Annotated in this window: 20 protein-coding genes; 7 read left to right on the forward strand and 13 right to left on the reverse strand. The window is 65.9% G+C overall.

Translation table 11 applies throughout. The features are described from left to right. Window positions 1-7: 7 nt before the first annotated feature. Window positions 8-964: a LysR substrate-binding domain-containing protein gene (locus tag W930_RS0122725; RefSeq protein WP_023871861.1), complete on the forward strand. Its 957-nt coding sequence runs from the start codon at window positions 8-10 to the stop codon at window positions 962-964. A 167-nt stretch (window positions 965-1,131) separates the two neighbouring features. On the opposite strand, the gene W930_RS30615 is transcribed toward W930_RS0122725, so the two are convergent. The 12 genes from W930_RS30615 to W930_RS0122785 form a co-directional block, all read right to left on the reverse strand. Then, window positions 1,132-1,491 (reverse strand): DNA-binding transcriptional regulator, encoded by a 360-nt coding sequence (locus W930_RS30615; protein ID WP_023595066.1) that lies wholly within the window; start codon window positions 1,489-1,491, stop codon window positions 1,132-1,134. A gap of 247 nt (window positions 1,492-1,738) precedes the next feature. Then, window positions 1,739-2,449, reverse strand: coding sequence for an ABC transporter ATP-binding protein (locus W930_RS0122735; protein ID WP_023595067.1), 711 nt, complete (start codon window positions 2,447-2,449; stop codon window positions 1,739-1,741). Next, complete coding sequence (locus tag W930_RS0122740; protein WP_023595068.1) at window positions 2,446-3,216, reverse strand: ABC transporter ATP-binding protein; 771 nt, start codon at window positions 3,214-3,216, stop codon at window positions 2,446-2,448. The genes W930_RS0122735 and W930_RS0122740 overlap by 4 nt, the downstream gene beginning before the upstream one ends. Next, window positions 3,213-4,187 (reverse strand): branched-chain amino acid ABC transporter permease, encoded by a 975-nt coding sequence (locus W930_RS0122745; protein ID WP_024788711.1) that lies wholly within the window; start codon window positions 4,185-4,187, stop codon window positions 3,213-3,215. The genes W930_RS0122740 and W930_RS0122745 overlap by 4 nt, the downstream gene beginning before the upstream one ends. A gap of 17 nt (window positions 4,188-4,204) precedes the next feature. Then, on the reverse strand, window positions 4,205-5,125 hold the full coding sequence (locus W930_RS0122750; RefSeq protein ID WP_023871860.1) for a branched-chain amino acid ABC transporter permease: 921 nt from the start codon (window positions 5,123-5,125) through the stop codon (window positions 4,205-4,207). Then, entirely contained in the window at window positions 5,122-5,994 is an 873-nt protein-coding gene (locus W930_RS0122755; protein ID WP_023595071.1) for an alpha/beta hydrolase, read from the reverse strand. The genes W930_RS0122750 and W930_RS0122755 overlap by 4 nt, the downstream gene beginning before the upstream one ends. A 199-nt stretch (window positions 5,995-6,193) precedes the next feature. After that, a complete protein-coding gene (locus W930_RS0122760; protein WP_023595072.1) occupies window positions 6,194-7,387 on the reverse strand; it encodes an ABC transporter substrate-binding protein in 1,194 nt (397 codons plus the stop codon). 220 nt (window positions 7,388-7,607) lie between these two features. Beyond that, window positions 7,608-8,603, reverse strand: coding sequence for an amidohydrolase family protein (locus W930_RS0122765; RefSeq protein ID WP_023871858.1), 996 nt, complete (start codon window positions 8,601-8,603; stop codon window positions 7,608-7,610). 37 nt (window positions 8,604-8,640) lie between these two features. Further along, window positions 8,641-9,192, reverse strand: a complete 552-nt coding sequence (locus tag W930_RS0122770; protein ID WP_023595074.1) for a 3-hydroxyanthranilate 3,4-dioxygenase — start codon at window positions 9,190-9,192, stop codon at window positions 8,641-8,643. A gap of 54 nt (window positions 9,193-9,246) precedes the next feature. Then, window positions 9,247-9,681 carry a RidA family protein gene (locus tag W930_RS0122775; RefSeq protein WP_023595075.1) on the reverse strand — a complete coding sequence of 145 codons (435 nt, stop codon included), beginning with the start codon at window positions 9,679-9,681 and terminating at the stop codon, window positions 9,247-9,249. Window positions 9,682-9,765: 84 nt separating this feature from the next. After that, a complete protein-coding gene (locus W930_RS0122780) occupies window positions 9,766-11,238 on the reverse strand; it encodes a 2-hydroxymuconic semialdehyde dehydrogenase (RefSeq protein WP_023595076.1) in 1,473 nt (490 codons plus the stop codon). Window positions 11,239-11,416: 178 nt separating this feature from the next. Further along, window positions 11,417-11,983: an SRPBCC family protein gene (locus W930_RS0122785; RefSeq protein WP_023595077.1), complete on the reverse strand. Its 567-nt coding sequence runs from the start codon at window positions 11,981-11,983 to the stop codon at window positions 11,417-11,419. Between the two features lie 260 nt (window positions 11,984-12,243). On the opposite strand from W930_RS0122785, the gene W930_RS28565 reads away from it, so the two are divergent. The 6 genes from W930_RS28565 to W930_RS0122815 all read left to right on the forward strand — a co-directional run bounded on the left by W930_RS28565 (window position 12,244) and on the right by W930_RS0122815 (window position 18,106). Next, window positions 12,244-13,317, forward strand: coding sequence for a LacI family DNA-binding transcriptional regulator (locus W930_RS28565; RefSeq protein ID WP_051399209.1), 1,074 nt, complete (start codon window positions 12,244-12,246; stop codon window positions 13,315-13,317). Between the two features lie 189 nt (window positions 13,318-13,506). After that, window positions 13,507-14,520 (forward strand): extracellular solute-binding protein, encoded by a 1,014-nt coding sequence (locus tag W930_RS0122795; RefSeq protein ID WP_023595079.1) that lies wholly within the window; start codon window positions 13,507-13,509, stop codon window positions 14,518-14,520. A gap of 40 nt (window positions 14,521-14,560) precedes the next feature. After that, window positions 14,561-15,385, forward strand: a complete 825-nt coding sequence (locus W930_RS0122800) for an ABC transporter permease (protein WP_023595080.1) — start codon at window positions 14,561-14,563, stop codon at window positions 15,383-15,385. 4 nt (window positions 15,386-15,389) lie between these two features. Continuing rightward, window positions 15,390-16,205 carry an ABC transporter permease gene (locus W930_RS0122805; protein ID WP_023871855.1) on the forward strand — a complete coding sequence of 272 codons (816 nt, stop codon included), beginning with the start codon at window positions 15,390-15,392 and terminating at the stop codon, window positions 16,203-16,205. Between the two features lie 22 nt (window positions 16,206-16,227). After that, the gene (locus tag W930_RS0122810; RefSeq protein WP_023871854.1) at window positions 16,228-17,271 is read left to right on the forward strand and encodes an ABC transporter ATP-binding protein; all 1,044 of its coding nucleotides are present in this window, start codon (window positions 16,228-16,230) and stop codon (window positions 17,269-17,271) included. A gap of 7 nt (window positions 17,272-17,278) precedes the next feature. Beyond that, window positions 17,279-18,106 carry a phosphodiesterase gene (locus W930_RS0122815; RefSeq protein WP_023595083.1) on the forward strand — a complete coding sequence of 276 codons (828 nt, stop codon included), beginning with the start codon at window positions 17,279-17,281 and terminating at the stop codon, window positions 18,104-18,106. Between the two features lie 100 nt (window positions 18,107-18,206). Here W930_RS0122815 and hmpA read toward each other — a convergent pair whose 3' ends face one another. Next, entirely contained in the window at window positions 18,207-19,409 is a 1,203-nt protein-coding gene (gene hmpA / locus W930_RS0122820; protein WP_023595084.1) for an NO-inducible flavohemoprotein, read from the reverse strand. Between the last annotated feature and the right edge of the window lie 11 nt (window positions 19,410-19,420).

A 19,420-nucleotide genomic window follows, 5' to 3' on the forward strand; every position in this document is an offset into this window, starting at 1 on the left:
GACGCCAATGCGATCACTTCCCTGGACCGCCCTCAACCTCGGACGCAAGCTCAAGTTCCATCAACTCCAGGTCTTCGACCGCGTGCTCGAGACGGGCTCGCTCGTGCGCGCGGCCAATGAAACGGGACTCACGCAGCCGGCCGTGAGCAAGATCGTGCACGAACTCGAGGCCTGCTTCGAGGGCCCGTTGTTCGTGCGCAGCAATCGCGGCATGCAGCCCACCGAACTGGGTGAGTTGCTCGGCCATCGCGTGAAATCGCTGATGGCCGAACTGCGTTACCTGACCGACGAGGTCAATGCGTTCAGCGCCGGCACCAGCGGTCACGTGATCGTGGGCACGCTGATCTCCGCGTCGGCCGATTTGCTGCCTCGCACCATTGCCATGCTCAAGGGACGCGCGCCGGGCGTGCTGGTCACGGTTCGCGAGGCCACCACCGCGCAACTGTTCCCGGCACTCGCGAGCGGCGACCTCGATATCGTCGTGGGCCGCTTGCCCGAGCGTGCGCTACCGGTGGCCAACGCGTTCGCGCTCACGCACGAAGTGCTCTTCAATGAATCGCTCTGTGTGGTCGGTGGCAAGCGCCATTGGGCCCATGCGCCCGAGCGAGTGCCGCTCGCGCAGTTGCGCGAAGGCGCGTGGGTCCTGCCGGTGCCCGAGTCGCCGTCGCGGCTGGCCGCCGAGCGCCTCTTCCATGACGCCGGACTGGCGTTGCCCGAGGACGTCGTTGAATCCCTCTCGATGCTTACCAACATCGGCCTGATGCTGGAGAGCCCGCGTGTCGTGCTCATGCCGCGCGCGGCCGCCAAGCCGTTCGTCGAATCGGGGCTGCTGCGGGTGTTGGCCGATACCGTGCCGGGCAGCTTCGGCGACGTGGGATATTCGCTGCGCACCGACAGGCCGCCAAGCCCCGCTTGCGAGCGCTTCGTCGCCTGCCTTCGTGAGGTGTGCGGCCTGACTCCGTAATACCGCGCGTGCCCGTGAACGTGTGTCGATCGTCCGAACGCCACAGGGCGGTATGCCGTCACGTCGCGATGTCTTGACGTCGTCGATGGCATACCGCCCTGGAGGCACTGCGCGTGGGGTGAGGGGCGAAGGCGCTCGCGGCGTGACAACGCCGCATCAGATGCGCGTCAGAGTCGCGCGAGGGACGAAACCAGGCCCGGATTCTGTTGCACGAGTCGAATCAGGCACGCCGCCTGGGCGTTGGGGCGTGCGCGACCCTGCTCCCAGTTCTCCAGCGTACGCGGATTCGTGCGCAGGTAGTGCGCGAACACGTTGCGCGACATGCCCAGATGCTTGCGTAGCGCGAGGAGTTCGTCGGGGAATACTTCCAGTTTCGGTAGCGGCGTGCGAGGCAGCTCCTTGATGTTGAGCGGAAGATCCGCTGGAAGGCCGTTCTTGACGTGTGCCGGCTCAGTGGGCGGTGGCGCACCGGTGTCTTGCGTGAGCAGCCAGCGGAAGGGATTCGAAGGCGTATTTGAGTAAGCCATAGTCCTGCCCGGGAGTCTGAATGTTGGAAATCGGAACGCTTGCTAAGGCAATCAAGCGGAGCCGATTGCACCACACAGTGCTGCTGGGTGCTTTCACAAAACACTCCCGATTTTCGCGTCTGACACCTATCGAATACTACGCACTTCGTACAGGCGGGGTGCCGCGGAGTGTACGCAAAAAAGTGAGGCGCGCACGGTGGCGCGCGCTCACGCGCACTGTCACGCATCCACACGCATTCACACGCATTCACACGCCGAGGTAGGTCTGCAGCTCGGGCAGCGCCTGACGCAGGCTCGCCGAGTCGCCCTGCCAGGCCACACGGCCCTTGTCGACGATGTAGTGCCGGTCGCCGAGCTCAAGCATCGGCGCGAGGTTCTTGTCGATACACAGGATCGACAGTCCGCTGCCTTTGAGTTGCTTGAGGCATTGCCAGATTTCACCCCGAATGAGCGGCGCGAGGCCTTCCGTGGCTTCGTCGAGAATGAGCAATTTCGGATTCGTCATCAATGCGCGGCCGATCGCGAGCATTTGCTGCTCGCCGCCGGACAGATTGCTGCCCAGGTTCTTCTCGCGTTCGCGAAGCCGCGGGAAGAGGCCGTAGATGCGCTCCAGCGTCCAGGGCGAGCTGGCGCCGTGGCGATTGCCTGCGGTCGCGACGAGGTTCTCGCGAACGGTGAGCGTGGGGAATATCTGGCGGCCTTCGGGGACCAGCCCCATCCCGGCCCGTGCAATGCGATGCGACGGGCTCGCATGCACGGGCTGGCCGTCGAACACGATCTCGCCGCGCGCCGGGCGCATAAGTCCCGTCATCGATTTGACGGTGGTGGACTTGCCCATGCCATTGCGGCCGAGCAGCGTGACGAACGTTCCGCGCTCGATCTCCAGATGCATGCCGAACAGCGCCTGGCTCGCACCGTAATACGACTCGACGCCGGACAAAGACAACAATGTGCTCATGCGGTCGCTCCCAGCATTTCGTTGCGGGTGTCATCCCCGAGATAGGCCTCGCGCACGCCGGCGTCGTTGCGAATGGCGTCAGCGGTCCCGCAGGCGATGGCGCGTCCGTAGACGAGCACGGTGATGCGGTCGGCGAGCGCGAATACGGCGTCCATGTCGTGCTCCACGAGCACGATCGCGTAATCGCCCTTGAGTTCGGCGAGCAGATGCGTCATCTGTTCCGATTCGGCTTGCGACATCCCGGCCATCGGCTCGTCGAGCAGCAGCAGCTTCGGGTGGCTGGCGAGGGCCATGGCCAGTTCCAGTTGACGATGCTCGCCGTGGGCCAGGGCGCTGGCCGGCACGTGCATGCGCGTCGCGAGCCCGGCGCGCGCCAGGATCTCGCGTGCGGGCTCGACGAGCGACGCTTCGCCGATGGCCGGACGCCAGAAGCCGAAGCTATGCCCCTGCATGGCCTGCACGGCGACCATCACATTCTCCAGCGCGGTGAATTCCCGGAACACCGATGTGATCTGGTACGACCGCGCGAGCCCGGCGTGGGCGCGCTGCTCGATGGGCATGGCGGTGATGTCGCGCCCGTCGAAATGAATGCTGCCCTCGTCGGAGCGCAGCTCGCCCGCCAGCTGGCCGATGAGCGTGCTCTTGCCGGCGCCGTTCGGGCCGATGATGGCGTGCAGCTCGCCCGGCGCGACGTCGAGGCAGAAGTGATCGGTCGCGGTCAGTCCGCCATATCGTTTGACCAGTTGGTCCACGCGAAGCAGGCTCATGCTTTGCCCTCCACGGTGCCGGTGCGGCGCGAGAGTCGCACCTGAAGGTCGCCGAGCAGGCCGTACAGGCCGCGTCGCGAGACGAGCACGGCCACCACGATCAGCGGCCCGAAGATGATCATCCAGTGTTCGGTCATGCCCTTGAGCCACTCCTCGATGAGCAGCATGGCCGCGCTGCCGAGCACCGGACCGAAGAACGATCCGAGGCCGCCGAGCACGACCATCACGATCAACTCGCCGGAGGCGGTCCACGCCATGTACGCGGGCGAGACGAAATGCGTGAGATTGGCGTAGAGCATGCCGGCCACGCCGCAGGCCATGGCGCTCAGGATGTAAGCCACGAGTTTGTAGCGCAGCGTCGGATAGCCGAGCGCACGCATGCGACGGTCGTTCTGGCGAGCGCCGCGAATGACCATGCCGAAGCGGGCCTCGACGAGGCGGCGACCGGCCCACACGCACAGGCACAGCACGGCGAACGCGACGTAATACAGCACGGCCGGATCGTCGAGCGTCACGCTGCCGAAGCGGCTGCCGGCGGAGACGGGCAGGCCGTCGTCGCCGCCATACTGCTTCAGGCTCACGGCAAGGAAGTAGAACATCTGGGCAAACGCCAGCGTGATCATGATGAATGCGATGCCGGTGGTGCGCAGCGACAGCAGGCCGGTCACGGCACCCACGATCGCGCACAGCAGCAGCGTGAGGCCGAGATGCACGAAGCCGTTGTCCACGCCGTGATAGCTGAGGATCCCCACCACATAGGCGCCGAGGCCCAGATACAACGCATGGCCGAAGCTCACCATGCCGCCGTAGCCGAGGATCAGGTCGAGCGAGACCGCCGCGATGGCGAACACGACGATGCGCCCGAACAGGGTGAGATAGAACGGTTGCTGGGCGTATGTCGCGTAAAGCGGCACCAACGCCAGCGCGGCCAGCAGCAACAGGGGCACGGCAGTGCGAAGATTGAGTTTCATTTCCATCGTTTCCATCGTCAGCCGTGTTTGACCGGGAAGAGACCTTGCGGGCGCACGGCGAGCACGGCGGCCATCACAAGGTAGATGAGCATCGACGCCAGCGCGGGGCCGGCGGTGTCCGCGGTGCTGCGCTCCATGAGGCTGCGCAGCAGTGCGGACAATGCCGTTCGGCCGACCGTATCGACCACGCCGACGATCAACGCCGCGAGAAACGCGCCGCGCACCGAGCCGATGCCGCCGATCACGATCACGACCATCGTGAGAATCAGGATCGGCTCGCCCATGCCCGGCTGAACCGACAGGATCGGGCCCGCCATCAGGCCGGCAATCCCGGCGAGAATCGCGCCCAGGCCGAACAGCAGCGAATTGAGCAGCACAATGTTCACCCCCAGCGCGCCGACCATCTGGCGGTGCGTGGAGCCGGCGCGGATCAGCATGCCGATGCGCGTGCGGTGGATGAGCACATAGCAGCCGAGCGCCACCGCAAGACCCACCACGATGATGAGGAAGCGGTATGCCGGGTACGCCAGGCCGAACAGATTCACCGTGCCGGCGAGCCATTCGGGCACTTCCATGTAGTACGGCGACGGCCCCCAGATCATCCGGGCCAGTTCATTGAAGAACAGGATCAGGCCGAAGGTGGCCAGTACCTGGTCGAGGTGATCGCGGTCGTAAAGGGTCTTGAGCGCGACAAACTCGACGATCAGGCCGATGACGAGCATGGCCGGCACGATCGCCACGGCGGCAAGCGCGAACGATCCCGTGTGGTTGTACACGGTGGCGGCGATGAAGGCGCCCATCATGTACAGCGAGCCGTGCGCGAGGTTCACGAAATTCATGATGCCGAAAACCAGCGTGAGGCCGGCGGCCATCAGGAACAGCAGAATGCCCAGTTGCAGGCCGTTCAGGCACTGCATGACGAAAAGCGTGAGACTCATGTCGCCTCCCGGGGAAGCCCCATCTGGCGGAAGATGGCCTGCGTGAGCGGGCTCGCGGCGTCGTTGAGCGTGAGTACGATATCGAAGTGGTTGGTGCCGGGCATCGGCACGTACGTCCCCTCGAAGCCTCTGGCGCGCCACGCCGCGAGGTAGTCGTCGGTCTGGCGCTTGAACTCGGCTGTCTCGGTCTCGCCGTACGACACCACCAGCGGGCAGCCGTGCGAGGGCAACTGGAAATACGGGCTGTTGCGGCGGGCGTCTTCCTCGGAGAGCTTCATCCATTCATTGATGTGCGTGAACGGAATGGGCGTGAGGTCGAACAGGCCGGAGAGCGGCGCCGCGCCGGCGATCACGTTCTCGGGGACGCCGTATGCCGCGTGCCAGCCGTGGGCAAGCAGCATGCCCACCAGGTGGCCGCCGGCCGAGCTGCCGCAGACATGGATGCGGCGCGCGTCGCCGTGGTGCTCGCCGATGTGGCGATGCACCCACGCGAGCGCCCGTCGGGTCTGGTCGACGATGGTGTCGAGCGAGGCACCCGGCGCGAGCGAGTAGTTGACGGCGACCACCGTGGCGCCGGCGCGTGTGAAGGCGGGCGCCATGTTGCTCGAATCGCTCTTGTTGAGCGCGCGCCAGTAGCCGCCGTGCACGAAGAAGAACACGGGGGCGCCGGGCGCGGGCGCGGGAAAGATGTCCAGCGTTTCGTCGGGATGCTCCCCGTAGGCGACATCCAGGACGCACGGCGTGGTCGCGCGGGCATGCGCGCTGTCGGCGGCGTACTGTTCCAGGATGTCGAGAATGTTCGGCGTGGTGGCGCGAGCGTTGTATTGAACGTCCAGCTCGGCGTCGTCGAAATTGCGGTAGCGCTTCATAAACCCTCGATGGTGCTCCGGTATGGCCCGGGTCGTGCAACGGCGGTGACGGTGGCGGTGGGGGCCACGGACACTTCAGCAGCGGCCCGCGGCGATCCCGCGCGCGGGGCGCGCTCGCCGTGTGCCGGTCCAGCAGTTCACATCACGCATGGCGGGACATCGTGAGCCACGACGGCCCCACCATGCAATGCGCAGCAGCTTACGATTTGATCTTGCACTGTGCGGCCAGATCGGCGCGCGTCTTGATGTGGATTTGCCCCTTGGTGGCGAAGGCGGCGCCCGAGGCGTCCTTCACCACGTCCACGCGATAGAACTGCGCGACGGGGAACTGGTTGCTGGCGAACTTGAACGGTCCGCGCACCGACGCGAAGTCGGCCGCCTTGAGCGCGGTGCGCAGCGCTTCGCGGTCCGCCACGCTGCCCTTGGTCTTGGCAAGCGCGGAGTCGATCAGGTTGGCCGCGTCATACGACTGCGCGGCGTACATCGAGGGCACGCGGTTGTACTTTTTCTGGAAGGCCGCGACGAACTGCTTGTTCTGCGCGTTGTCGAGATCCGGCGAGTACGGCGCGCTGGTGATCGCCCCCACGGCCAGTTCCTTGAGCGCGGGCAGGGTGGAGCCGTCGATGGTCGACACCGAGATCAGCGGGATCTTGCCGAGCAAGCCGGCCTGGCGGTACTGCTTGACGAAGTTCACGCCCATGCCGCCCGGATAGAACACATAGACGGCGTCGGGCTTGGCGGCCTGCAACTGGGCAATTTCGGCCGAGTAGTCCGGCTGATTGACCTGGGTGTACACCTCGTCGACGATCTGCCCCTTGTAGTCGCGCTTGAAGCCGTTCACGGCGTCGCGTCCGGCTTGATAGTTCGGCGCCATCACGTACATCTTCTTGTAGCCGAGATCGGTCGAGAGCTGACCGCCCGCCTCGTGCAGCTCGTCGTTGTCCCACGAGGTCGAGAAGAAGTTCGGTGAGCACTGCGCGCCGGCGATCGGCGTCGGGCCGGCGTTCGAGCCGACCATGACCACGCCCGCGTTCGTCACGTTCTTGTGGATGGCCATCATCACGTTCGAGAACGTCACGCCGGTGATGATCGACACCTTGTCGCGCTCCACGAGCTTCTGCGCGGCCTGCACGCCCACGTCGGGCTTGAGCTGGTCGTCTTCCTTGATGACCTGCACCGGCACGCCGCCGAGCTTGCCGCCCTTTTGCTCGACGGCGAGCATGAAGGCGTCGTACTGGTCCTGCCCGAGCGCGCCGCCGGGGCCGGAGAGCGTACCGATGAAACCGATCTTCACCTGGGCGTGCGCCCCGGTCGATGCGAACATCGCGGCGGCTGCGGCGACGGCGCCCAGTACGGCGATGGCTTTGCGTTGCGTGGTCTTCGTTCCCGTCATCATGGTCTCCAAACTAAGTGCCGAAACTGGCAATCACTGTCAGCAGAGGACTTGCGCCGGGATACTTGACCGCTTCTTCACGTCGGTCATGGCAGGCCAGGCGCGTCAGACTGATACAAATCGTCCTATATTGTTTAAGCGTCAAATATTTCAGTGCCCAGCCTAAACGACGCCTTTTGCGTAGGCAAGCAATTTCAAAAACACCTCGGGAAAGCACCAGTCAGAGGTTGAAGAACTCCCGGGCGTTGCCGGCCAGAATGCGTGCCCGGGCGCTCTCGTCCAGGCCCGGTTGCTCGGCCACGAGCCGGCCGATGTCCTGTTCGCCGAGCGGGAAGGGGTGGTCCGAGCCGAGCATGATGCGCTCCACGCCCATGGTGTCGACCAGCAGGCGCAGGGCGCGCGGGTCGAACACCGCGCTGTCCACGTAAAAGCGTTCGAGATAGTGCGACGGCGGATGAGGGCTGTCGGCGCGCACGATGTCGCGGCAGTGCCACGCGTTCTCGGCGCGGCCGAGCAGATACGGGAACGCGCCGCCGCCATGGGCGAAGCACAGCTTGAGCGAGCGCGGCAGGCGCTCGAACGCGCCGGAGAGGATCAGCGAGAGGATCGAGAGCTGCGTCTCGGCGGGCATGGCCACGAGCCACGGCATCATCCACTTCTTCATGCGCCCGTCGGTCATCATGTCCCACGGATGTACCAGCACGGGAATCTGCTCGTTGCCGCAGTGCCGCAAAAACGCCACGAGTTGTTCGTCGTCCAGATCTTTCGGCCCCAGGTGGTTGCCGATCTGCACGCCCACGTGGCCGGTGGCCTTGGCACGCGAGGCTTCCGCGCAAGCCAGGTCGAGATCCTGCAGCGGCACCTGCGCCATGGCCTTCAGGCGAGTGGGGGCGTAGGCGCAATGTTCGAGCGCGAGATCGTTCATGCGCCGCACCCAGTCGATCACCTTGCGGCCCTCGTAGCGGTAGCCGAACATGATCGGCGTGGCACACACGACCTGCAGGTCGATACCGTGACGGTCGAGTTCTTCGATACGCAGCGCGGGATCCCACAACGCGCGGTAGACCGGCCGGAAGGCGCGGTCGTCGAGCATGATGTTGCCGGTCTCGCCACCGTCGTCGATACGAAGCCAGGGCGCGGCGGCGGGGTCGAGGCGGGCCGCTTCCTCCCGCGCGATGCGCGGGAAGAAGTGGGCGTGCATGTCGATTTTCTTCATGACGTGACGTATTGGGTTCAGAGGGCGGCGCTGTGGCTCAGGCGGATGCCGCGGTGGTCTTCGGTTGCGCGGCGCGCCCCGGGTGGATCTCTCCGCAGCCCGGGCAGCGGCGCAACGCTTCGTTGCCGTAGAACGCCTCGAAAAGCGGGGGCAGGTCGGTCACGATGCTCTTGAGCTGGACTTCCACGCGGTGCACGCGGGTGCCGCAATTCAGGCAGTACCACTCGAAGCCGTCCAGCAGTCCGGCGGGGCGCTGGCGCTCGATCACGAGGCACAGGCTGCCGGCTTCGGGACGCTGCGGCGAGTGGCGCACATGCGGCGGCAACAGGAAGATGTCGCCTTCCTTGAGATCGATGCGCTCGGCGCGGCCGTCGATCCACAGGTTCACCCAGGCATTGCCCTTGAACTGGTAAAAGAATTCCTCGAGCGGATCGTCGTGATAATCGGTGCGATGGTTCGGGCCGCCCACGACCGTCACGATGAAATCGCTGTCCTGCCAGACTTGCTGGTTGCCCACGGGCGGTTTGAGCAAATGTGCGTGGTCGTCGATCCAGCGCTGGAAATTGAAAGGCTTGCCATACGTCAACATGCTGTCTCCCGGGTCATGCCGCGTCAGGTGGGGTATCGGTTGGCCGCTGTCTCGTCAGCGTGCGCGCGGCGAGTACGCCACGCACTTGATCTCGACGAGCAGCAGCGGATGCGGCAACTGGTGCACCGCCACGGTGGTGCGCGTGGGGCCGCTCTCGTCGAAATACTCGCCGTACACTTCGTTGTAGCCGCCGAAGTCGTTCATGTTGACGAGAAACGCGCCGACTTCGACCACGTCGGCGAGCGAAGCGCCTTCGCTGGCGAGAATGTCGCGAATGTTCTCGATGACCGCGCGGGTCTGCTCGCGAATGTCCAGTTGGGTCACGCCCAGGGCATCGACCTGGGCGCCGGCGTAGGTATTGTCCGGACGGCGCGAGCTGGTGCCCGAGACGAACAGGAAGTCTCCGGCGCGCTTGATGTGCGGGAATTTGCCGCGCGGTCTGGCCTTGCCTTCGACCACGCGGGCCTGCGTGTCTTGCGATGCGCTCATGGATTCAGTCTCCGATTGGCTTGGGTAGCATTGGCGCACGGGTGCGGCGCGCTCGACCCCCATCGATTGCGCCGCACCGTCGCCTCACAGTTTGATGCAGATGTTGGTGATTTCGGAATAGAAATCGAGCGAGTGGCGGCCGCCCTCGCGGCCCAGTCCCGAGAGCTTCACGCCGCCGAACGGCGTGCGCAGATCGCGCAGGAACCATGTGTTGACCCACACGAGTCCGGTCTGGAACTGCCGGGCCACCCGGTGCGCGCGCGAAAGATTCGTCGTCCACACGCATCCGGCCAGACCGTAGTCGCTGTCGTTCACGCGACGAATCACTTCCTCTTCGGTGTCGAACGGCGCCACGTGACACACCGGTCCGAAGATCTCTTCGCGCACGCAGCGCGCCGAGTCCGGCAGGCCGGTCCAGACGGTGGGCTGCACGAATGCGCCTTCGTCGCGGTCGTCGCCGAACGTCGGCACGCCGCCGCCGGTGACGACCGTGGCACCTTCCTCCACCGCGAGCCGGTAGTACGAGAGCACCTTCTCGCGATGCTTTCGGGAAACGAGCGGCCCCATCTGCACCCCCGGCGCATCGGGCGCGTCGATGCGCAGCGCGGCGGCCCGTTCGCCGAGCGCGGCCACGAATTTGTCGAAGATCGGGCGCTCGACATAGACACGCTCGGAGCACAGGCAGACCTGGCCGGCATTGGTGAACGAGGAGCGCACCACGCCGTCGACAGCCTTCTCGAAGTCGGCGTCGGCGAACACCACGGCGGCGTTCTTGCCGCCGAGTTCGAATGAGATTTCTTTCACGCCGTCGGCCACGGCCTTCATGATGGCGCTGCCGGTGCGCGATTCGCCGGTGAACGTGATCGCGGCGACGTCCGGGTGCCGGGTGAGGAATTCGCCCGCCGAGTTCGGCCCGAATCCGTGCACGAGGTTGAACACGCCCGGCGGCACGCCGGCGTCGTGCATCACCTCGGCGAGCAGCGTGGCGGACGAGGGCGTTTCTTCCGAGGGCTTGGCCACCACGCAGTTGCCCATCGCCAGGGCGGGGGCAACCTTCCACGTGAAGAGCAGCAGCGGCAGGTTCCACGGCGAGATGATGCCGATCACGCCGAGCGGCTTGCGTGTGACGTAGTTCATCACGTCGCCGCCGTCGGCCGCGCGCATCTCGAAGACCTCGCTGCCGGCGGTCTTGATGAGGTCCGCAAACATTCGGAAGTTGGCGATGCCGCGCGCGATGTCGAGGGTGCGTGCCTGTTCCTGCGGGCGTCCCGTGTCGGCCACTTCGGCGGCCACGAATTCGTCGAAGCGCGCCTGGATGCCGTCGGCGATGCGATGCAGCACGTCCGCGCGCTCGGCCGGCGTGGTCTTGCCCCATGGGCCTTCGTGCAGGGCGCGGCGCGCGGCGCGCACGGCGCGATCGACCGTGGTGGCGTCCGCTTCGCAAACCTTCGCGACGCAATGCCCGTCGACCGGGCTGAGGTTATCGAACTGACGATCGGTGGCGACGAACGCACCGTCCACGTAATGCCGCAGCAGCGGCGCAGTCGCAAGGCTCACGAGGTCTCCTGGAGCTGAGTGTTTTGCGGGGTGGCGGCGCGGCGCTCGACGCCATGGGTCCTCCACCGGATGCCCTCAAGTCTAGGCATCCGGGTCTATAAAAAATAATGAAATGTCGCGGATCGTCTATTCCTTAATGGAATAGCAGCGGGAATAACCGCGGGAGTAGCAGCGCCGTTCAGCGGTGGGATGGGTGGTTCACCCGGGCGCGGGCTTCACGAAGGTCGCGCGGGTCACGTTCCTCGCCGATGGCCGCGGGAGGCAGGTCGGAGTCCAGATATTCGACCAGGTGGGCGTTGAGCAGGGCGGCAAGTCCTTCGCCGCCGCGGCGCATCACGTAATTGTGGTTCCAGCGGAACAACGGCTGGGCAAGGGGGGCGAGCTTGTTCATCCATGGCCGCGTGGTGTGCACGTCCCAGGCATAGCGCACGACCGTGATCGCGCCTTCGGTATCGAAACGCCACACACCGGTGCCTTGCGCCTCGCCGCTGGCCACGCTGCGCACTTCGCGCATGGGCTCGACGTGGGTGACGCGGGTCTCCACCGTCAGCGAGTAGGGCAAGGCGCCATGCCATGTGAGTTCGCGCACGGCGCCCACACCGTCGGCATCGCCCGGATCCAGCGTGCGCACTTCGCGCACGCATGACCACCACCGTGCCCAATGGTCCACGTCGCGGATCGTGTCCCAGACTTCGTTGAGCGGCGCGGTGAGCCGCCAAAGGGTCAGAAAGTGATACTCGTTCATGGCCGATCCCGTTCGTGGTTGGAGGGGGCGTCGTCATGCCCGGTGCGGCAAATGCGCCCGAGGGGAACCGCACCGGACTTTCAGTATAGGCGGGCTGGCGCGCTTTGCCGGCACCGGCCACCGCCCCCCGGGCCTGTCATCAATTCATCACATTCCATCCATACAATCCCGTAGTGAAAACGTTTTCGTAAACGTTTACATTTACGCAAAATCCGTCAACGTCGATATCGGCGTCGTTTGACGACACTAACGAGAGGAGCATGGGCGTGGCAGATATCCGGGACGTGGCGCAGCGCGCGGGATGTTCGATTGCGACGGTGTCGCGCGCCCTCAATTCGCCGCAACTGGTGCGCCCTGAGACGCTGGCACGGGTGCAGGCCGCCGCGGCGGAACTCAAGTTCCGCCCGAATGCGCTCGGCCGGCAGTTGCGTGGCGAGCGCACCGGCCTGATCGGCGTGATGCTGCCCACGCTGGGCAACCCCGTGTTCGCCGACTGTCTCGAAGGGATCGAGGCGGCCATCGACGGCACCGGCCGCCGGCTGCTGCTCGTGACCACGCAGTACGACCCCGAGCGCGAGCGCAACGCCATCGAAACGTTGTTGCAACAGCGCGTCGACGGCCTGCTGCTCACGCTGGCCGATGCCGAGCACAGTGCGCTGATCGACGATCTCGCCGCCGAAGGCGTGCCCTGCCAGATGCTCTACAACGACGCGCCGGCGCGGCCGTGCGTGTCGGTCGACAACCGGGCGGCCGCCGCGCAGGGCGTGGCAATGCTGATCGAAGCGGGACATCGCGACATCGTCATGGTGACCGGGGCGCTGCACGCCTCCGACCGTGCCAAGCGGCGTTATCTCGGCTATGGGGACGCCATGCGGGCCGCCGGCCTCACGCCGCTGCCCGCCGTCGAAATCGATTTCAACAGTGGTGCACGCGGCGAACGCGTGCGCGAGTGGCTGGCGCAGCGCGAGCGCGACGGCGCTCGCCCCACCGCCATCTTCTGCTCCAACGATTTGCTTGCCCTCGGCGTGATGCGCGCGCTGCGCGAGGCGGGACTGCGCGTGCCCGACGACATGTCCGTGCTCGGTTTCGACGGCCTGGCCGTGGGCGAGCTGCTCTCGCCCACGCTCGCCACCGTCGTGCAGCCGAGCGTGGAGATCGGCCGCCACGCGGCGCAACGCCTGCTCGCGCAAATCGACGCGCGCGCCGGTGCGTCGCCCGGGCACGAGGCGTCGCTGAGCCACGCGCTGATCCTGCCGCACGAGATTCGGCGTGGCGGGACGGTGGCGGCGCCGCCGCACGGCATCGGCCAGCAAGGCCCAGGCAGTGATGAATAGGGGCTGGCGAAGGTTTTGAAGGTTTTGAAGGTTTTGCAGGGCAGCAGTAAGCAAGGAAATGGGCGCACGACTGGCTCCGCCAAGAGAGCACAGCGTTCGCCGAGGCAATCAGGCATTGGACTAGCACCAGACCGCAACTTGCGGCGGCATGAGAGTGCCGCCAACGCTCAGACATTCAGGAGCCCGGAAATGAAGCTTTGGATTACCCGCGCCGCACGCACGCTGGCGCTTTGCACCTTGCTCGGCGCTGGCGCCGCGCAGGCCCAGCAGACCGCCATCTGTTACAACTGCCCGCCGGAGTGGGCGGACTGGGCTGGTCAGGTCAAGGCGATTGCACAGGACACCGGCATTCGCGTGCCGCTCGACAACAAGAACTCCGGTCAGGCGGTCGCGCAGCTCATCGCCGAGCAGAAGGCGCCGGTGGCCGACATCGTGTACCTGGGGATCACGTCCGCGATCGAAGCGGCCAAGAAGGGTCTGCTCGCGCCGTACAAGCCCGCCAACTGGGATCAGGTGCCGGCCAATCTGAAGGACCCGAACGGCATGTGGACCACGATCCACTCGGGCACGGTGGGTTTCTTCGTGAACCGCGACGCGCTCGAGGGCAAGCCGGTGCCGCGTTCGTGGGCCGACCTGCTCAAGCCGGAGTATCGCGGCATGGTGGGTTATCTGGACCCGAGCAGCGCGTTCGCGGGCTATGCCGCGGCGATCGCCGCCAACCAGGCGCTCGGCGGCTCGATGGACAACTTCGGTCCGGCCATCGGCTATTTTCAGAAGCTCAAGGCCAACGCGCCGATCGTGCCGAAGCAGACGGCCTACGCTCGCGTGCTCTCGGGTGAGATTCCTATCCTGATCGACTTCGACTTCAACGCGTACCGTGCGATCTACAAGGACCGCGCCAACGTGCAGTTCGTGATTCCGATGGAAGGCACCGTGTCGCTGCCGTACGTCATCGCACTGGTCAAGGGCGCGCCGCATGCCGACAACGGCAAGAAGGTGATCGACTACACGCTCTCGGACAAGGGCCAGGCGCATTGGGCGCATGCGTTCCTGCGTCCGGTGCGTGCCAACACGATGCCGGCGGACGTGGCCGCCAAGTTCCTGCCGGCCACCGACTATGCCCGTGTGAAGCCGGTCGATCTGCAGAAGCTGGCCGCGCAGCAGGATGCGTTCGGTCAGCAGTATCTGAAGAACGTGCGCTGAGCACGGCAAAGCCCAACGAGGAAGAGGAGCAAAGCAAGCGATGCGTGACCTGACTCTGCCGCGCGGCTGGCGCGTGGCACTTCTGCTACCGGCGCTGGCGGTCTTTCTGGCGTTCTGGCTGTTGCCGATGGCCGCCCTCGTGCAGGTGAGCGGCGACGGTCATGCGTTCGAGACCTATCGCGCGATTCTCACCAATGCGCGCTATCTCGACAGCCTATGGCAGACCGTGGTGCTCTCGGCACTGGTCACGCTGGCCACACTGGCGTTGTCGCTTGTGGCGGGCCTCTTCCTCACCCGTCATGACTTTCGGGGCAAATCGGCACTCGTGTCGATGCTGACCCTGCCCTTGGCGTTCCCCGGCGTGGTGGTCGGCTTCATGGTCATCATGCTCGCGGGGCGTCAGGGCCTCATCGGCGATCTCACGCTCAAGCTCGTCGGCCACAAGCTCGTGTTTGCCTACTCGCTCGCGGGCCTGTTTCTCGGATACCTGTACTTCTCGATTCCGCGTGTGATTCTCGCCGTGATGGCGGCGGCGGAATCGCTCGATCATTCGCTCACGGAAGCGGCGGCGTCGCTGGGCGCGGGGCCGTTCGCCATTGCGCGCGACGTGACACTCCCCGCGCTGGCGCCGGCGCTGATCGCCTCGGGTGCGATGTGTTTCGCGACCTCGGTTGGCGCATTCGGCACGGCCTTCACGCTCGCGACGGATATCGACGTGCTGCCCATGACCATCTACACCGAATTCACGCTCAACGCCAACGTGGCGACGGCGGCGGCGCTCTCGGTCATCCTCGGCATCGTGACCTGGGCCGTCCTCATGCTGGCCCGCAATTTCACGGGTCAGGCCGTGGCCGCCGGAGGTTGATCCGATGCTCAAGAAAATTCTCTTCGCACTCCAGCTCACGCTCACGCTGCTGATGTGCGCGTTCCTGCTGATTCCCGTGGGCATGTCGATTCTCGCGGGGTTGTCGGTGAACTACTTCCGCGGGCCGTCGGCCGGGCTCACGTTCCGATGGGTGATCCAGGTCTGGCAGGATTATCACGACGCCATTCTGAATTCCCTGTACGTCGGGCTGAGCACGCTGGTGCTCGTGACGCTGCTCGGCGTGCCCGCCGGCTATGTGCTCGCGCGCTGGAAGAGCCGCATGGCGCGATGGATCGAGGAATTGCTCACGCTGCCCATTGCGCTGCCCGGACTGGCGAGCGCGCTGGCGTTGATCAGCGTGTATGGTGGGATGCGCGGTTTTCGCGAGAGCCTGGCGTTCATCGTGGTGGGCCACGTGATCTTCACGTTGCCGTTCATGGTGCGTGCCGTGGCCGCGGCGTGCGCCGACTCGCGCATCAAGCTGATGGAGGAGGGCGCGGCCAGTCTCGGGGCGAGTTTCCTGCGACGCTTCACCACCGTGGTCCTGCCCAACATCCGCAGCGAGATCGTGGCCGCGGCGCTCATCGTGATCACGCTCTCGCTGGGCGAATTCAACCTCACCTGGATGCTGCACACCCCGGACACCAAGACATTGCCGGTCGGCCTTGCGGATGCCTACGCGTCGCTGCGACTGGAGATCGGCAGCGCGTATACGGCGGTGTTCTTCGTGCTGATCGTGCCCCTGCTCATCGTGATGCAGATGACGGCGCAGCGCGCGAAGGCCACCAACGGGAAAAATTCGGCGCGCGGTCGCACCTGAACCGAACGCCAAGGACATGACGATGAAACTGACTTCCATCCCCATTCATCTGGAACGTTGTGCCAAGACGTTCAACGGCAACACCGTGCTCCAGCCGCTGGACCTGACGATCGGCGCGGGCGAGACGCTGGTTCTGCTCGGGCCGTCCGGCTGCGGCAAGACCACGACATTGCGCATGATCGCCGGGCTCGAGCGTCCCGACGCGGGAGGCCGCGTGCTTTTCGGCGACGAGGACGTTACACGCCTGCCGATCGAGAAGCGCCGTGTGGGCATGGTGTTCCAGAACTATGCGCTGTTTCCGAACTTCAGCGTGCGCGGCAACGTGGCGTACGGGCTCAAGCTGCGCGGCCTGCCGTCGGCGCAGATCGACAAGCGCGTGAACGAATTGCTCGAACTCGTGCATCTCACGCCGTTCGCCGAGCGCGCCATCGCGCAGCTCTCGGGCGGCCAGAAGCAGCGTGTGGCCCTCGCGCGCGCGCTCGCACCGGAGCCGCGCGTGCTGTTGCTCGACGAGCCGCTCACGGCGCTCGACGCCAAGCTGCGCGAGACCGTGCGTGCCGACATGGATCGTCTGTTGCGCGGGTTGGGGGTCACGACGGTGTACGTGACGCACGATCAGGACGAGGCGATGGCGCTGGGCGATCGCATCGTGGTGATGAGTGCCGGGCGCATCGAGCAGATCGGTGCGCCGCGCGACATCTACTATCAACCGTCGTCGCGGCATGTGGCGAACTTCGTCGGCACGCTCAATCGTCTGGCCGGCGTGTGGCGCGACGGGCATTTCCATCTCGAGGGCGGCCGTCTGGCCTGTCCGGACGTACGAGCCGACGTACAAGAGCTTTACTTCCGTCCGGAGGATGCCATCGTCGTGCCCGCGGGCGAGGCCTCGCTCGTCGGCTGCATCGACGAAGTGCAGTTCCTCGGCGACCGCACGCGCCTCACGCTCAGCGGCGTGTCGTCGGCCGGGGCGGTGCTGGTCGAAGTCTCGAGCCGTCGCGAATGCCGCGTCGGCGACCGGGTGGGCCTGTCGCTGCCCGCTGCCCATGTCTTCTCGCTTCACGGATAAACCGCTCATGCTGTTCGCGCAAATCAGCGACCTTCACATCAAACGTCCCGGCAAGCTCGCCTATCGGCGTGTCGATACCGCCGCCTATCTGACGCGTTGCGTGGCACGGCTCAATACGCTCGCGCCGCGCCCGGACTTCGTGGTACTCACCGGCGATCTCGTCGATTTCGGCGCGCGAGAGGAGTATGACCACCTGCGCAGCCTGCTCGCGCCGCTGGAAATTCCGTACTACCTCGTCATCGGCAATCACGATGGACGCGATGCACTGCGGGAAGTGTTTCCGGAACACACCTATCTGGGCAATCCCGGGGAGTTCGTGCAATACGCTGCGACGTTCGGCCCGATGCGGCTCGTGGCGCTCGATACGCAGGACCCGCCCAACGGCGGCGGCAGGCTGTGCGATGCGCGACTGCAATGGCTGGAGGCGACGCTCGCCGCCGATACGGGAACGCCGACGGTCATCGCGATGCACCACCCGCCGTTCGTGTGCGGCATCGAGCACATGGATGTGCAGTCGCTCGACGCGGCCGACGCCGCGAAGCTCGCCGCCGTCGTGCGCCGGTTCGACAATGTCGAGCGCGTGATCTGCGGGCACGTGCACCGGCCCATTCACACGCGTTTCGCGGGCACCATTGCCAGCGTGTGCCCTTCGCCGGCGCACCAGGTCGCGCTCGATCTGCGCGACGGCGGACCGTCCGCCTGGGTGCTCGATCCCCCGGCGTTCCAACTGCATCGTTTCACGCCGTCGACGGGACTGGTGTCGCACCTCGCCTTCGTCGACGACGCGGGGGGCGCGCATCCCTTCTACGACGCCTCCGGTGCGTTGATCGATTGAGGCGGATGGTGCCGGCGCGATCCGCGCCGAACGCCCGGAACGACACAAGGTCCCCGAACGGGGACCTTGTCGTTGGTGGCAACGAACTTGCGGCAAGGGCTTACAACAGATGGTCGAGCGCGTCCGGGCCGAAGACCTCGCGGTGCAGGCGCTCGGCCGGCACCCCGGCGTCGCGCAGGGCACGCCATTGTGTCTGCATGAACGGTACCGGACCGCACAACAGATAGTCGGCGTTGGCGGGCAGCGACAGGTGGGCGACGTCCATGCGCCCGGCATGGGTGAAGTCGGCGCCTTCGCGCTCGGTGTCCTGCGGCGTTTCGAAGAACGTGACCACGCGCAGGTGCGGCAATTGCTTCGCCGCGTAGGCGATGTGGCGGCGCAGCGCCATGTGCGAACCGTTGCGGGCGGCATGGGCGAATACGATGTCGCGACGCGAGCCCTTGGCGGCGAGCTCCGCGAGCATCGACATCATCGGCGTGATGCCCACGCCGGCGCTGAGCAGCACGAGCGGGTGAGCGGCGTCGAGACGGGGGGTGAATTCGCCGTAAGGCGGGCTCACCATGATGCGATCGCCGGCCTTCAGATGGGCGTGCAGCCAGTTCGACACCTGGCCGGCCGGCTTGGCGACGTCGGCGTCTTCACGCTTGACGGTGATGCGCCAGTGCGGGGCGCCAGGGGCGTCCGACAGGCTGTACTGGCGGCGCTGAACCAGCCCGTCCGGCAGTGTGACGGACACGCTCACGTATTGGCCCGGCACGAAGTCGCCCGGCGAGCCGCCCTCGGGCGTACGCAGGTAATACGAGACAACGTGATCCGTTTCGCGGTCGACATCGGCCACGATCAGTTCGCGCAGCATGCCGAGCGGTGCATGGCTGCGCTCCGAGAGACGTGCCTCGGCGGCGATCAGCTCCCCGGCGAGCAGCCAGTAGGCTTCATCCCAGGCGGCGATGAGTTCGGGCGTGGCGGCCTCGCCGAGCACGTCCTTGATGGCACCGAGCAGATGGCGACCGACGATCGGATAGTGCGACGGGGTAATGCCCACGGAGACATGCTTGTGCACGATGCGCTCCAGCACCGGCCCGAGCGCCGCGGCGTTGTCGATGTTGGCCGCATAGGCGAACACCGCCGAGGCGAGCGATTGCTGCTGTGCCCCGCTGGCCTGATTGCCCATGTTGAACAGATTGCGCAGCTCGGGGTGGGCGTCGAACATGCTCGCGTAGAAGTGGCGCGTGATCGCAAGACCGTGCTCGCGCAAAACGGGAACGCTGGCGTCGATGTAAGGGCGGGAAGCTGCGGAAAGCATGGCAAGACTCC

This window comes from Pandoraea sp. E26, from assembly GCF_000681415.1.
In the GTDB taxonomy this organism is placed as follows: Bacteria; Pseudomonadota; Gammaproteobacteria; order Burkholderiales; family Burkholderiaceae; genus Pandoraea; species Pandoraea pnomenusa.